Raw genomic sequence first — 16,726 nt, 5'->3', positions numbered from 1 at the left:
ATAATGTTAATAATAGGGTTTTCTGCTATGACGGCTGTCGCTAATCTAACAGAGCCGTTACAGATGGTTTTTGCCATGAAAGTTAATACTATTGCCAAAATGTACCAGCAGGATGTGAATAATCAAGGTCAAGATTATCCGGTTGTGCTGCAACAATATGGCAGTCAAGAGCTACAAGAAGCAATGCAGCTTGAGCAAGATTACTTTGATAAAGAGCAAGTGTCCTGTCATATTGGTTATGACGTGTTGTGGAGTTCCCAAGATCCTGACTATGCACAAGATAAGAAGTTTTCAGTGACCACAACAGGATTGGTTCAAGTCAGCTTAGCGCAAGGCAATGATGTTTATTATGAGTTGTCGTGTGATAGCATCGATAATAAAGCGGCTTGCCAAGTGGCAGATGTAATCTTAGATGAGGACGGCACATCTTTAATTAGCTGGTATCGATATTAAATACTGATATAAATAATGTAGAATTTTAAGTATTGAATAATTTTTTATAGAAATGAATGGCAAGATTTGCAAATAGTACTAGATAAAACATTATGCGCTCAGCTCTTAAGACCATTGGTTTGTTTTCGCATAATGTATATTATGTTAAATAGACTGTTTTATATTAAACTGTGATGGCAGTTAATGTTTATAAAAAAACAAGGGATAAATAAATATCCCTTGTTTGTGCCTAATTAATCCTTACCAGCTATAACCCAAACCTACACCACCAGAGGTTTCATCTTTAGTGAAAGCACCACCAACACTAACGCTAGCATTGGGATGTATCACACGTTGATAGCCGACTGAAACCGCTTGCTCAGATCCCTGAAAACCTGCACCTACGCCTATACGGTTTTTACCTGATAGACCTGATGTACTCGTGGCCATATTTAACATAGCCGCACTCATAGCTCCTTGACGATCAAAACGCTCATCAACCTCCCGAAAACGTTTGTCATTCTCGTATTCATAACTTTGGAATGTGTTATTCAAAGTCGCTATACCAGTATCAGTATAGGCGTTAGAGCTTTCAATCGCGCGCGTTTCCGCAGTTTGTAGTTGACTTACATTTACAGCATCATGATCAGCGGTGCCATCAGCCACGTTGATGATTTGACGTTGGTTATTAGCAGAACCAACTGATACGGTGTTGGCACGGTCGTCAGAACTAGAGTTATTACCTAATACCACCGCATTATTAGCTGAGGTATTGACATTGTTGCCCAACACAAAAGTATTATCGCCAGACACCGTATTATCATTACCAACACTGTAGCTGTTATTGCCACTGACGACACTTGGATCACCAATCGCACCAGAATGATTTCCAGTAACCTTGTTACCTGTGCCTATACTAATTGCTTGTAAGCCACTTGCTTCTGCACCATCGCCAATGGCAATAGATTGCTCACCTTGACCTTGCCATGCTGCGTTATTGGCGCTTATAGAACTATCATCAATAGATTCAGCATCTATAGACCTCATCATTGTATTACTGGCAGTGGCACCTTCTGCAAATATACTAATGTCATTTTCAATAAATTCAGCTTGTACGGTAGCTGGCTGCGCTGCCACTGAAAAACTCTGTTGTATAACCAATATCTGATCATCAACATAACGTTTATTTGCAGCATCATAAGCGTTTTGTGGATCAGCAACGTTGGTAATGCGTTTTTCTGCACCTGCACGACCCACTGAAATGGTATTCGTCTCATTTGCAAGAGAGTCATGACCAATAGCGGTCGCACGTGCTGCTGTAGCTTGGCTATTGCTTCCGAATACGCCACTAAAAATACCGGACGCTGTGTTGTTATAACCCACCGCACTACTTGCATTACCTGATGCCGTATTGGAACGACCTACTGCACTGCTGTCTTCAACTGATGCTGTATTTTCAGAACCTACTGCACTGCTATAGTCACCTAATGCATTATTGCCATTACCTACTGCACTACTATATTCTCCCGATGCAGTATTACCGCTACCTACGGCACTGGTCCCAAAAGTTGTCGCTGTATTGCTATCACCTATCGCACTGCTTAAAGCACCACGTGCAGTATTGTTATAACCTACTGCACTGCTATAGTCACCTAATGCATTATTGCTACTACCTAGTGCACTACTAAAATATCCTATTGCTTCATTGCTATCACCTACTGCACTGCTATTATAGAGACCACCTGCAATATTGTTATAACCTACTGCAGTGTTATTAATTATACCGTTTGCAGTATTGCTATAACCGATTGCACTGCTATATTCACCCGATGTCGTATTGCTATGACCTAATGCGCTAGAGTGATAAGCTGATGCGGTATTAACAGCACCTATAGCACTGCTACCTATACCTGATGCAGTATTACTAACACCTAATGCACTACTGTTTGCACTTGATGCTGTATTGTTCAAACCTACAGCGTTGCTATAGCCTAATGCTCTATTATTATAACCCACTGCACTACTAACAGTACCTGATGCCGTATTGCCACGACCTAATGCACTGCTGTTTACTCCTGATGCAGTATTACTATAACCTACCGCGCTGCTACGTCCACCTGATGCGATGTTATTGAACCCTAGCGCACTGCTATAGCCGCTTGATGCAGTATTACCACGACCCATCGCACTGCTAAAGTTACCAGATGCTGTGTTATTATAACCTACAGCACTACTGACATTACCTGATGCCGTATTACTACGACCTAATGCACTGCTATTATCACCTGTCGCTTTATTATTAACCCCTACCGCACTAGCACCCACTGTACTAGTCTCAAAACTTCCTGCGTGATTGTTATAACCCACTGCACTACTATCAGTACCCATTGCTACATTGCTAACACCTACCGCACTACTATTATCACCCTCTATGAAATTATAATTACCTATTGCACTACTATCAGTACCTCTTGCTGCATTTCCAGAACCCACTGCACTGCTATTATTAGCGGATGCATTATTGTTATTACCCATAGCAGTAGTATAATTACCCTCTGCATAATTATATCTACCTATTGCATTGCTCTCATTACCCTGGGTCATATTGCCAAAACCTACCGCACTACTCTCACTGCCTTCTGCATGATTATCACTACCCACTGCACTGCTAAAAAGGCCACTTGCGCTATTACCATAACCCAACACACTACTATTTTCACCCGATGCTCTGTTGCTAAAACCCACTGCACTACTATTATCACCTTCTGCAATATTAAGACGACCTAATGCACTGCTATTATTACTCGTCGCTTTATTTTCAGAACCTAGCGCACTACTTCCATTATCTGATGCAGTATTAGAACGACCCATCGCACTACTACCAATACCTGAAGCTTTATTGGAAACACCTACTGCACTGCTAACAATACCTGATGCAGTATTAGAGCGACCCAGCGCACTGCTATCAACACCTAGTGCTATATTACTAACTCCTATCGCACTGCTATTACGTGCTGATGCCTTATTAGCAGCTCCTATTGCATTGCTAAAGTCATTCGATGCTTCATTATTGAAACCTATCGCACTGCTAAATCTACCCGATGCCGTATTAGAGCGACCCATCGCACTGCTTTTTTCACCCGATGCTGTATTATTAGCCCCCAGTGCACTGCTATTATCGCCTGATGCTTTATTTTCAGAACCCATCGCACTACTATTTTCACCTGAAGCAGTATTCTGGTTACCCACGGCACTGCTATAATATCCAGATGTACGATTAGCACGACCTAGCGCACTACTCCAACCACCCTCTGCGCTATTAGCATTACCCACTGCACTGCTATATTCCTCCGATGCGGTATTGCGACTACCTAGTGCACTGGTTCCATAAGTCGTTGCTGTATTGTTATCACCGATAGCACTACTCATGGGACCTGTTGCATCATTGTTATGACCTACGGCACTGCTCCAATCACCTGATGCATTGTTGTTACTACCTACGGCACTACTAAAAAAACCTGCTGCACGATTGCTATAGCCTACTGCACTGCTATTTTCCTCTTGTGCTTCGTTACTGAAACCTATCGCACTGCTATTGAACATACCACTTGCAGTATTGTTATAACCCACTGCAGTGCTGTTTTCTTCACCTACTGCTCTATTACTATTACCTAATGCACTACTATTAAGTCCTGATGATTCATTTGTATAACCCACCGCACTACTATTTTCACCTGAAGCAGTATTCTCGTTACCCACTGCACTGCTATAGTCAGCTGATGTACGATTAGCATGACCTAGCGCACTGCTCCAAAAGCCCTCTGCTTTATTATAATTACCCACCGCATTGCTATATTCCCCTGATGCTGTATTGCCACTACCTAGTGCAACGGTCCCATAAGTCGTTGCTGTATTATTACTACCTATTGCACTGCTGTCATAACCCCATGCTTTATTGCTACCACCTATAGCATTGCTTTCATCACCTGATGCCGTATTACTACTACCTACAGCACTACTAAATCTACCCCATGCATCATTGTCAAAACCGACTTCAGTACCGAACAAAGGAATTGGATTTTCATCCAAGTCCACATCACTACTGTTTTTATCTAAATCATTGAAACTAGGGTCTGTATTATTGAAACCAGTATCTGCCCAGACAGTAGCGCTAATAGCCGCCATACTAAGCACTAAAGTCTTTAAGGTAAGCATTTGATAATTAGTTGAATTGTTGGATGTATGAATAGATGGACTAGTCGTTTGGCTAATACTGCCAGTAGTGCAATTGGTCTTGCCGGCACTTCTAGCATTCTCAGATACGACGACTACACATCCCAATGACTTATTCCAAACTTTTTTAAATATTTTATTCATAGCTTGCTCCTTAGCTTAAGAGAATAATTAGTATTCGTTAAAGCGAATGTATTTGCAAGCATACAGAATGTAAATATAGCGTAATTATTTATTACTAACTCCTACAAAAAAACATAATAAACATATTCATGAACAGTTTTCTATTCATTCGATAAACTAAAAAGTATTTTCTTATTAAATACAGGGTGTTTCTACAGTCATTTAAAATATAACGTGCATATAAAAAAACACGCCCTAATATTAAATGATTATCATTCAATATCGGGGCGTGTTTAATCCTAATAAACTAGCATTCTCGTCAGCTTTGGGCGTTACCAACTTATTGCTAACCGTCTTTTAATCATAAGTCGTTTTTTAGACAAAAAGAGTTATTTATTTACAATATAAATTTAACTACAAAAGTTCATTTGAATTCTTTTGTTTATATTTGGTATTTTATTAATCTACTTTCTTATTTTTTTTATAAATAAATAGCCTTAATTTTATTCTTTTGAAAATATTTTAACTACATATCTTAAGTTATTATTTACAATAAACTATTTTAAGCGCTTATAACTTAATTATAGGCTCCAATGATTAGTTGTTGGCTTCTCGATATAAAGTGCTCTGCGCCTCTTTTGCAAAATCTTCATAACTAATGACCGTTTCAGTTTTAGCGTTATCAGTCTTAATATTTTCAGCTTTGCTTTCAGTATTTTTTTTGGGTGCTGGACTTTTTGTGATTGTTTTTGATGACGTATTTTGTTTTGGGTCATTAATTGACTCAGACTTAACGTTTTCATCTCCATCTATTGATTTTTCCCCAGCGACTATCTCATTACGATTATCCAAACTCAAGTCCTCTGTACTTAGACTATCAAGACTTACATCATTGGCTTCAACTACTGTCTCATCATTATTTGCTGGCTCAGCACTGGCAGTTGACACACTTGTACTTGTTTCAGTTTTTTGCGAATTGTTTGAAGTTAGGTAATCGTTCAAGGTCGCAAAAATGCCAGTAGCGTTTAACAGTATGGCAGTAAGTACGCTGAGTAATAAGCCGCAGACAATACCAATTATCAGTAGCTTTAGACTTCCGACTTGCCTGCCTTTTAATACACCTACCTTTTTAGCATCTGAGTCTATACTAGACTCAGTGGCTGACACTAATATGGCATCGTCAAACGTATCACTATCTTCTAAAGACAGCTCCATTGCATTATCTTCATTGTTAGATGTAATAGTATTTGTTTCTTTGATATCTAATGTTTGTTCAGGGCTGATAACAAACTGCAGCTCTTCATCACTTAAAGGCTCGTATACAGATGTGTCATCGAGACTGGTCTGATTATTCTCGTCAGTTTTGTCATTAGAACCAAAGCCATTGATGCTTTGAACTCGATTAATAAAGCGCTCATAAATATCGCTAGTTTTATTATTATTGGTTTTCGTATAATTACTTTTAGATAAATCTCCTTCGATATCTGATTTATTATTGTTTAAGTTATCGTCTAAGATATTGTTTTCTATATTATAGTTATCTAAATCATTCATATGATAATAAACCAAGTTATGTCATTATTCTTAAGTGACCGCTAGAATTACGTTATGATGCTGATATCTGATTAATGTCTTGCTAGCTAATTAATAGTTTTGAAGCATAATTTGGTTTGCTAGTATTAATTTGGTGCCGAAGTAGCAAAATCTATGCCAGCCTTACAGATAACACTATGCACCTAATTAAAGACAAAAAATAAAGCGACTGTGATAGGACTCTAAACCATGGATTTAAAGCAGCTTAATGCCTTTATTGCTATCGCTGATCTAAAAAGCTTTAGTGCGGCAGCTGAGATAACGGGCTTATCGCAGCCTAGTCTTAGTCGGCAGCTCAAGCAACTTGAGACTGATATGGATGTGATATTGGTTGATCGCTATCATCGTCCCCTACAACTAACAGAAGCCGGTCAATTCTTTTATGACAAAGTCAGTGCCGTATTAACAGAACTCAATACTATTACCAGTATGACCCAGCGTTTATCAGCGCCAAGTACAGCACTTAATATTGGTTTTGTACCGTCAGTGCTCTACGGACATTTACCCGAAATTATTGCGTCTTTGAAACAACAAAGTCCTGATATTGAGGTTAATCTAAAAGACATCAGCTCCTACCAGCAAGTTGAAGCGCTTAAATCAGGTGAAATTGACATCGGCTTTGGGCGCTTTGCTCATCAAGATGCGTGGATACAGCAGATTTTATTGCGCCATGAACGCTATTTAGTGGCATTGCCCAAAGCGCACCCACTTGCTCATACCAAGGAACAACGTCTGATTGATTTGGCGAATAACCGTTTGATTCTATATCACCAAACTCATTTGCCAATGTCTACTACTGCTACCACCTTAAAAACCAGAAAAAACGGCACGCCAGATAATGAGCCTGTTACCGAACCTTTACTACACTTGTTTGCGCAATACGGTATCACGCCACTAATGACGACTGAGGTCAGCGATTTGCAAGTAGCACTTGGTCTGGTAGCTGCTGGTGAGGGTATTACTTTAGTGCCTGCCAGCCTCAAAACAGTACGTACTGAACAAATCAGTTATCAGCGCTTGATTCATGAGAATGTTACCTCCCCTATTTACCTACACACTCTCAAAGATTTTGTACACCCAAAGATACCCAATCTGCTCACCGCAATTTATCATGTCTATGAGCGGCGCGGAATTACTTATCGGCAGCAAAAATTTGTGTCAAAGCTGTAAATTATAAGAATAGTCTGAAATTATCAGATATCGGCTGCATATTGTGGTATAAAGAATCGCCAAAAAATAATTAATGCTAATGCTTGATATTAGTTATTTATTATGATAACTATCAAGAATGGCGATGCAAACAAATAGTAATAATAACTAGAATAATCATTATCCTGAAGAGCATTGGTGTGCTAAAGTCGATACGATATGAATCGTTTTATATTTTGGCCTGCCCGAGATAGAACGATTTTCTACTGATCATTGGCAAGCTGACACAGGTAAGTGATAATTTGCCGTTTTAACCATTTCGAGGTATTCATGACCACTCAACAACTCAATAACCCAAGTACAGCTGACGGTAACGCTAACGCTCAACAAGAAGGCTTTAGCTGGCGTATCTTTGGACCAGGAATTTTGATGGCGACTGCTGCCATTGGTGGCTCGCATTTAATTTCATCAACGCAGGCGGGCGCTATATACGGCTGGCAGTTAGCGATCATGATTATTTTAGCCAACGTCTTTAAGTATCCTTTCTTTCGCTTTGGCACAGATTATGTCTACGATACTGGCGAGAGTTTAATTGCTGGTTATGCTAAGCGCTCAAAAGCGTATCTATGGATCTACTTTGTTTTATCCATCCTATCCGCAGTGATTAGTACAGGTGCAGTGACCCTACTTGCGGCAGTGATATTGGGCTTTATGCTGCCCGCTTCTGTAGGACTGTCCAGTATTGGCTTGGCTATTATCATCGTTGCTGTTTGCTGGTTCTTTCTGATTGCCGGTCACTATAAGTTGCTCGATGGGGTGACTAAATGGATTATGATTGCTCTGGTCAGTGCAACCGTATTAGCGGTCATTATTGCTGCTGGCAAGCCAACGGTGATGACCCCTGACTTTGTCGCCGCCTCCCCTTGGAATTTAGCGACTCTAGGATTTATTGTGGCTCTCATGGGCTGGATGCCAGCGCCGCTTGAATTTGCTGCCATTACCTCAATGTGGACATCTGCAAAGAGAAAAGCGGATAACACCACTCATAAACAAGGTTTGCTTGATTTTAATGTGGGCTTTTTGGTTTCTGCTGTTTTAGCGTTGTTCTTTTTATCGTTAGGTGTCTTTGTTCAGTATGGCTCTGGTCAAGAAATTCAAACCGCAGGGGTTGCTTATATTGATCAGCTAATTAATATGTATACAGCCACTATCGGTGAATGGTCAAGACTGCTAGTCGCTTTCGTCGCCTTTATGTGCATGTTTGGTACTACCATTACCTGTGCAGATGGTTATGGCCGTGCCAATGCTGAGTGCTGGCGGTTAATAAAAGGTGAGAGCGAGATTAATAAAAAGCAGATTGCTTTTTGGACGACTTATGCGATTGGTGGGGGTTTGGTTATTATCACTTTCTTTACTGGACAGTTAGGTGCTATGTTGAAGTTCGCTATGATATCCGCCTTTGTATCAGCGCCTATTTTTGGTTGGTTGAACTATTCTTTAGTAAAAAACCATCAAAAACTATCGCCAGGTATGAATGCTTATTCGATTACAAGCTTACTTTTCTTAGGTGGTGTCGCCCTGTTATTCTTAGCTAACCTTGCTGGTCTGCTTGGCTAAAATATTATCAAAAACCTAATTAAGCAATAAAAAACCAAAAGCCCTCTTAGCTGCTAGCTATCAGGGCTTTTTCTATTGTCAAAAAGATAAAATTAATAATATGCTCGATCTTCTTCTGTATTGGTATCACTGCTTATTGGCCATTATAAATGTAACTAAATATGACAACCTAGCCCGCATTAAAACAACTATGTTTATTGATATGCATAGTAAAGCGAATATATCATTAAAATATGGATATCATCATTCAAAATATGAATACTATTAATTTTTCTACAATATTTATTAATATAAGCTAATACACTACTGGTAATAACCTCTTTCAAACTAGGGATAATTGCGTATACTCTAAGTTAATAAAAATTCGTTATAGCAACGGATGTTCTGGTTAAGAATGAACAATGCTGAACTGAACATCTAACTAAGTATATAAAAACGAAAGAAAAAATAATAGTTAGTATCTAACTATCCCTACAGTAAGACTAACCCTCCACGCAAGGATTCTCGAATGACTTCATCATCAGCTGGCGCGCGTTTTCGCAGTGCCATGAAACAAAATAATGACAATAACCAACCGCTACAGATAGTCGGTACTATTAATGCTTATACAGCAATGATGGCAACCCAAGTCGGTCATCAAGCATTATATCTTTCTGGTGCTGGTGTAGCGAACGCCTCATTTGGTCTCCCAGACTTAGGTATGACCAGCCTTGATAATGTTCTAGAAGATGCACGCCGTATTACCGATGCGGTTGATACACCATTGCTTGTCGATATTGATACCGGCTTTGGTGGCGCATTCAACATTAGCCAAACCGTTAGAAAAATGGAAAAAGCAGGAGTTGCAGCGGTACATATCGAAGACCAAGTCGCCCAAAAGCGCTGTGGCCATCGCCCTAATAAAGAAATTGTTAGTATCTCTGAGATGGTTGATCGTCTAAAAGCCGCTCTTGATGCCAAAACTGACAGTGACTTTGTAATAATGGCGCGTACCGATGCCCTATCTGTTGAAGGGCTTGATGCTGCCGTTGAGCGTGCTGTTGCCTTCCAAGAAGCTGGTGCTGATATGATCTTTGCTGAAGCATTAACAGATATCGAGATGTACCGTAAGTTTACGGATGTACTAGATATTCCAGTACTAGCAAACATGACTGAGTTTGGTCAAACTGACCTATACACCACAGAGCAATTACATGGTGTTGGCGTAGACATGGTGTTATATCCATTATCAGCCTTCCGTGCGATGAACAAAGCCGCGCTGAACGTTTATCAGCATATCTTGTCTGATGGTACGCAAGAAAAAGTCGTTGATACCATGCAGACGCGTATGGAGCTCTATGATTTCTTAAACTATCATGAGTTTGAGCAAACACTAGATAAATTATTTGCCGACAACAAGTAAGACATAAGTCAATTAAGATATAAATAAAATCATTAGAATTTGATTTTATTTATTCATTTTTACTATCGTCCCACCCAAAAAAGCTACCAACAAAAGGAATTTAATCATGGCAGCACAGAAAGAACTTTCAGGCGCAGGTCTACGCGGTCAAGTCGCAGGTAAAACAGCTCTATCAACGGTCGGAAAATCAGGCTCAGGTTTGACCTATCGCGGTTATGACGTGTCGGAGTTGGCTGATAAATGCATTTTTGAAGAAGTGGCCTACTTGCTACTTTATGGCAACTTGCCAACCCAAAGTGAGCTTGATGCCTACCAAGCCAAACTGAAAAAACTACGCGGTCTACCACAAGCATTGAAAGATGTGCTTGAGCGTATTCCAAGCGATGCGCATCCGATGGATGTATTGCGTACCGGTTGTTCTATGCTCGGTAACCTTGAGACTGAAACTGACTTTTCGCAAGAAAACGACCAAACAGATCGCATGCTGGCAGTGTTCCCATCGATTATCAACTATTGGTATCGCTTCACGCATGATAACGTGCGCATCGAGACTGAAACTGATGATGAAACGATTGGTGGGCATTTCTTACACTTACTTAAAGGTGAAAAACCAAACGAGTTGCATACTAAGGTTATGAACGTATCCTTAATCTTGTACGCAGAGCATGAGTTTAATGCCTCAACCTTTACCGCGCGCGTCTGTGCGTCTACTCTTTCAGATATCCATTCTTGTATTACTGGCGCGATTGGCTCATTGCGCGGTCATTTGCATGGCGGCGCTAATGAGGCGGCTATGGATATGATTGAAGGCTTTAGCTCACCTGATGAAGCTGAAGAAGAGATGATGGGCATGCTGGCACGTAAAGATAAGATTATGGGCTTTGGTCATGCTATCTATAGCGAATCAGATCCACGTAACGTCGTCATTAAAGGCTGGGCTGAAAAATTGGCTGCCGATGTTGGTGATGAGGTGCTATACCCAGTATCAGTACGCTGTGAAGAAGTAATGTGGCGCGAAAAGAAACTGTTCTGTAATGCTGATTTCTTCCATGCCTCTGCCTATCACTTTATGGGTATCCCAACCAAACTGTTCACGCCAATTTTTGTGTGTTCACGTCTAACTGGCTGGGCCGCACACGTATTTGAGCAACGTGCTAACAACCGTATCATTCGCCCAAGTGCGGAATATATCGGTGAAGACTTGCGTCCAGTACCAGATATGAGCGCGCGTTAATTTTTCTTGATATAGAATACTTGTAGGGTGTGCCTTGCGTACCCTACATCTACTTTTTTTCTTAATAACACCTGCCTTCTCAACGAGATTTTTTAGCAAAGCCTACTTCTAACACTAATGATTTTGCTAAAAGAACGATTATTTTTGAATTTCAACCAGCTAACAGCCAAAGGTGACTTATGGACAATGCCCTAGTACAACCCATGAATGAACAATTTAAAAAGCCATTACCTGGCACTGATTTATACTATTTTGATACCCGTGAAGCGATTGAGAACATTGAAGCTGGCGCGTATGACAAGCTACCGTTCTGCTCAAAAGTATTGTGTGAAAACTTGGTTCGCCGTTGCCCGCCAGAAGAATTAACCGATGCGCTTAAGCAACATATCGAAGGTAAGCAAGACCTAGATTTTCCATGGTACCCTGCTCGCGTCGTTTGTCATGATATTTTAGGTCAGACCGCTTTTGTTGATTTGGCAGGTCTACGTGATGCTATCGCTGAGCAAGGCGGTGACCCATCAAAAGTGAACCCTATCGTACCAACGCAATTGATTGTTGATCATTCATTGGCCGTTGAACATGCAGGCTTTGAAGAAAATGCTTTTGAGAAAAACCGTGCTATCGAAGAGCGCCGTAACGATGACCGTTTCCACTTTATCAACTGGTGCCAGTATGCCTTTGATAACGTGAACGTCGTACCACCTGGTAACGGCATCATGCACCAAATTAATCTAGAAAAAATGTCGCCAGTCGTCCAAGTCGTACACAATAAAGCGGGTGAAGAAGTTGCCTTTGCTGATACTTTAGTCGGTACCGATAGTCATACACCAATGGTTGATGCGTTAGGTGTTATCTCAATCGGTGTTGGTGGCCTTGAAGCCGAAAGCGTGATGCTAGGTAACCCATCTTATATGCGCCTACCTGATTATGTTGGTGTCAAGTTAACGGGCAAACTGCAAAAAGGCATTACCGGTACCGATTTGGTATTGGCAATGACCGAGTTCTTGCGTGATGCAGGCGTGGTCTCTACTTATATTGAATTCTTCGGTGAAGGTGCTCGTCAATTAAGTGTTGGTGACCGTGCATCTATCTCCAATATGACGCCTGAATATGGCGCGACTGCGGCGATGTTCTATATCGATGAACAAACCATCGACTATTTACGCCTAACGGGTCGTAGTGAAGCTCAAATTAAATTGGTTGAGCAGTACGCTAAGCAGACAGGTCTATGGGCAGATGGTATGGAAAATGCCGTTTACGACCGTGTGCTTGAATTTGACTTGTCAGCAGTCGTACGTAATATGGCAGGCCCTTCACGTCCGCATGCTCGTGTTTCAACCACGGATTTGGTTGCTAAAGGTATTGCTCACGGTGAGGGTGACAAACTTCCTGAACCAGAAGATGGCTTGATGCCAGATGGTGCAGTAATTATTGCGGCCATTACCAGCTGTACCAATACGTCTAACCCTCGCAATATGGTTGCCGCTGGCCTTGTCGCCCGTAATGCTAATGCCAAAGGCCTACTACGCAAACCTTGGGTAAAATCATCATTAGCTCCAGGCTCAAAAACGGTAAAAATGTACCTAGAAGAAGCTGGTCTTATGCCTGATCTGCAAAAAATCGGCTTTGATGTGGTTGGTTTTGCCTGTACGACCTGTAATGGTATGAGCGGCGCGCTTGACCCTGAGATCGAAAAAGAAATCATCGACCGCGACTTATTCAGTACAGCGGTACTATCTGGTAACCGTAATTTTGACGGTCGTATCCACCCATACGCCAAACAAGCCTTCTTAGCGTCACCACCGCTGGTTATCGCTTATGCCATTGCGGGTAATATTCGCTTTGATATCGAAAAAGATTCGTTAGGTAAGGATCAAGACGGTAACGACGTTTATCTAAAAGACATCTGGTTCGATGACGAAGAAGTCGATGCCATCGTTGCCAAAGCCGTGAAGCCTGAGCAATTCAACGCCGTTTATATTCCGATGTTTGATGAAGCCAAAAAAGACACCGGTAAAGCGTTAAGTCCATTATATAACTGGCGTGAGATGACTACTTATATCCGTCGTCCGCCGTATTGGGAAGGCAAAATGGCCAAGAAAAACGCCTTAACTGGTTTGCGCCCACTTGCTGTGTTGGGTGATAATATCACCACCGACCATATGTCACCGTCTAATGCGATCTTGGGTGACTCGGCTGCTGGTGAGTACCTTGATACAATGGGTTTACCTGCGGAAGACTATAATTCTTATGCAACGCATCGCGGTGACCATTTAACCGCCCAACGTGCTACTTTTGCCAATCCTAAACTATTGAACGAAATGGTACGTGACGATGATGGCGAAATTATCCAAGGCTCATACGCCAGAGTTGAACCACAAGGTCAAGTTATGCGTATGTGGGAAGCGATTGAGACTTACATGAATCGTGAACAGCCACTTATCATCATCGCTGGTGATGGTTACGGTCAAGGCTCAAGCCGCGACTGGGCTGCTAAAGGTGTCCGTTTGGCTGGCGTGGAAGCCGTAGTCGCTGAAGACTTTGAACGTATCCATCGTCAAAACTTAGTGGGTATGGGCGCGCTACCTTTACAGTTCGAAGAAGGTACGACTCGCCATACGCTAAAAATCGATGGTTCAGAGACCTTTGATGTGACTGGCGAAGTGTCTGCTGGCGGTTTAATGACCTTGGTTATTAATCGTGCCGACGGCAGCAAAACTGAAACCCCTATCATTTGCCGTTTGGATACGGCTGATGAAGTCAAAATGTATAACGCAGGCGGTATGTTACAGCGCTTTGCCAAAGAGTTTATCGATGGCACGTTAGATATTGCGTAAGCATTATGACTTTTAAGTAATTAAAGAACCGATGTTGTATAGACTGTCTATATGGCATCGGTTTTTTAATATTTGGGTATGAAAATAATGACACTGGCACTATATAATAATCAGAGCACTAATTTAACATCACGATAAAAATTCTCATGTGTGCCAATCATTAATAAAGTGAGAACAAGCTGACCATCGTCAATCTGATAGGCCAATAATGTTAACTGTTTTAGCATTTTAAACTTATAGACACGTACGGACGATAAGTCACCCACCTTCTGCACGCCCAAATTAGGATTATCGATGATGGCACGTACAGCATCATCTAGGTCGGCTTTCTGATTTTTATGTAATTTCTTAACTGCTTTTTTAAAACTATGTGATTGAATAACACTTAAAGACTGAGTCATTATTTGTCCAAAATAAACTATCCAAATTCGTAAGGTTCAACCATACCAGCATCGACTTCTGCTTGTGCAATCAACAGCTGACGAACAAATTCATAGGATAGGTCAGGATTATCTTCCATAATTTGTCCTATGGTTGCCCAATGTTCTATTTGCTTTGGCGGGGTACGATGTTGTGCTTTTGAGATCGCATAGGCTTTATCAACTAACACTTTATTAAGACGTATGCTTGCGGTAGACATAATTTTCTCCATATTCAAAATATTAACCTTTGTGGTATTTTACCACAAAAATAGTATATTAACGACCCTCACTCTAATAAGCTGATATAAGGAATAAACAATGACCCAATCAAAAACAAAATTCGCCCCACAACACTCCGTCCCTGCTACCTATATGCGCGGCGGCACTTCAAAAGGCACCTTCTTTAAACTATCCGACTTACCTGAGCGCTGCCAAGTTGCTGGCGCGTCGCGAGATAATTTCCTATTGCGTGTGATCGGTAGCCCTGATCCCTATGGTAAGCAAATCGACGGTTTAGGTAATGGTAGCTCTAGCACGTCAAAGACGGTGATTTTGTCTAAGGCTAAGCAAGCAGACCATGATGTTAATTATCTCTTTGGACAAGTTAATATTGCCAAACCTATGATTGATTGGGCAGGTAACTGCGGTAATTTAACTGCCGCAGTTGGTGCTTGTGCGATTAATATGGGCTTGGTTGATGCGAATAAAGTAGCGGAAAGTGCTGAAAATGGTACTGGCATCTGCGAAGTGCGTATTTGGCAAGAGAATATTGGCAAAACCATTATCGCGCATGTACCTGTATACAAAGATGAACAAGGCAAAGTACAAGTGCAAGAAACCGGTGATTTTGAATTAGACGGTGTCACCTTCCCAGCCGCCGAAGTAAAAATTGAATTTATTGACCCTGTAGATTCATCCAGTGATATGTTCCCTACTGGCAATTTAGTCGATGATTTTGATGTCTCTAGCTGCGGTCTAAATAGCGATAGCGTCAAAGCGACCTTTATCAGCGCAGGTATCCCAACCATCTTTATGAAAGCAGAAGATTTAGGCTTTACTGGTACTGAGCTGCAGGGCGATATCAATAGCGATAGCGAAACCTTAGCTAAACTTGAGAAAATCCGTGCCAAGGGCGGGGTTGCGATGGGCTTATTTAAAGATGTTTCTGAGGCACAGGCAAGTCAGCATATTCCTAAAATTGCTTGGGTTGGCGCTGCACAAAGTTATACCGCGTCCAGTGGTAAAGAAGTTAACGCAGCAGATATTGATTTAGTGGTAAGAGCAATGAGTATGGGGCAACTACATCATGCGATGATGGGCACAGCAGCAGTTGCTATTGCCGCCGCAGCGACCACGCAAGGTACACTCGTTAATCAAGCAGCGAGCGCTGGCCAATCTGAAAAACAGTTAGGTGAAGTGCGTTTTGGGCATCCTTCTGGCACATTGTTAGTTGGCGGAAAAACTGAACAAGTCGATGGACGCTGGCAAGCCAAAAAAGTCTCAATGAGCCGCTCTGCTCGTCGTATTATGGTTGGTGAAGTTTTTGTACCAAGTGATAGTTTTTAGTTAACAGATTTTGGGATGCTGATTAAAGTCTTTATAATAGCTATCGATTTATAAGGTATACAAAAACCAATACGAATAAACGAAACCCTTAACCGTAGGGATTTAACTGAAATTAGAT

Annotated in this window: 11 protein-coding genes; 7 read left to right on the top strand and 4 right to left on the bottom strand. The window is 41.3% G+C overall.

Translation table 11 applies throughout. The features are described from left to right. Positions 1-27: 27 nt before the first annotated feature. Positions 28-453: a hypothetical protein gene (locus AK823_RS07235; protein ID WP_228138821.1), complete on the top strand. Its 426-nt coding sequence runs from the start codon at positions 28-30 to the stop codon at positions 451-453. Positions 454-693: 240 nt separating this feature from the next. Here the strand turns inward: AK823_RS07235 and AK823_RS14120 are convergent, their stop codons facing one another. Both AK823_RS14120 and AK823_RS07225 read right to left on the bottom strand, forming a co-directional pair. Then, positions 694-4,809 carry an ESPR-type extended signal peptide-containing protein gene (locus AK823_RS14120; RefSeq protein ID WP_068327808.1) on the bottom strand — a complete coding sequence of 1,372 codons (4,116 nt, stop codon included), beginning with the start codon at positions 4,807-4,809 and terminating at the stop codon, positions 694-696. A gap of 576 nt (positions 4,810-5,385) precedes the next feature. Then, positions 5,386-6,342, bottom strand: coding sequence for a hypothetical protein (locus tag AK823_RS07225; RefSeq protein ID WP_068327807.1), 957 nt, complete (start codon positions 6,340-6,342; stop codon positions 5,386-5,388). Positions 6,343-6,570: 228 nt separating this feature from the next. On the opposite strand from AK823_RS07225, the gene AK823_RS07220 reads away from it, so the two are divergent. The 5 genes from AK823_RS07220 to acnD all read left to right on the top strand — a co-directional run bounded on the left by AK823_RS07220 (position 6,571) and on the right by acnD (position 14,620). Beyond that, on the top strand, positions 6,571-7,551 hold the full coding sequence (locus AK823_RS07220) for a LysR family transcriptional regulator (protein ID WP_068035866.1): 981 nt from the start codon (positions 6,571-6,573) through the stop codon (positions 7,549-7,551). 408 nt (positions 7,552-7,959) lie between these two features. Then, positions 7,960-9,147, top strand: coding sequence for a divalent metal cation transporter (locus AK823_RS07215; protein WP_228138939.1), 1,188 nt, complete (start codon positions 7,960-7,962; stop codon positions 9,145-9,147). 508 nt (positions 9,148-9,655) lie between these two features. Next, entirely contained in the window at positions 9,656-10,549 is an 894-nt protein-coding gene (prpB, locus tag AK823_RS07210; RefSeq protein ID WP_068327803.1) for a methylisocitrate lyase, read from the top strand. A gap of 106 nt (positions 10,550-10,655) precedes the next feature. Next, entirely contained in the window at positions 10,656-11,783 is a 1,128-nt protein-coding gene (gene prpC, locus AK823_RS07205; RefSeq protein ID WP_068327801.1) for a 2-methylcitrate synthase, read from the top strand. Between the two features lie 203 nt (positions 11,784-11,986). Beyond that, on the top strand, positions 11,987-14,620 hold the full coding sequence (gene acnD / locus AK823_RS07200; RefSeq protein WP_068330207.1) for a Fe/S-dependent 2-methylisocitrate dehydratase AcnD: 2,634 nt from the start codon (positions 11,987-11,989) through the stop codon (positions 14,618-14,620). Between the two features lie 110 nt (positions 14,621-14,730). Here acnD and AK823_RS07195 read toward each other — a convergent pair whose 3' ends face one another. Beyond that, complete coding sequence (locus tag AK823_RS07195) at positions 14,731-15,021, bottom strand: type II toxin-antitoxin system RelE/ParE family toxin (protein WP_068035857.1); 291 nt, start codon at positions 15,019-15,021, stop codon at positions 14,731-14,733. A gap of 17 nt (positions 15,022-15,038) precedes the next feature. Continuing rightward, a complete protein-coding gene (locus AK823_RS07190; protein ID WP_068035855.1) occupies positions 15,039-15,260 on the bottom strand; it encodes a hypothetical protein in 222 nt (73 codons plus the stop codon). 100 nt (positions 15,261-15,360) lie between these two features. Here AK823_RS07190 and prpF point away from each other — a divergent pair, with 100 nt between their 5' ends. Continuing rightward, complete coding sequence (prpF, locus tag AK823_RS07185) at positions 15,361-16,608, top strand: 2-methylaconitate cis-trans isomerase PrpF (protein WP_068327799.1); 1,248 nt, start codon at positions 15,361-15,363, stop codon at positions 16,606-16,608. The last annotated feature ends 118 nt before the right edge of the window (positions 16,609-16,726 follow it).

This window comes from Psychrobacter sp. P2G3, from assembly GCF_001593285.1.
GTDB lineage: Bacteria > Pseudomonadota > Gammaproteobacteria > Pseudomonadales > Moraxellaceae > Psychrobacter.
This window is presented reverse-complemented; position numbering and strand designations above follow the sequence as displayed.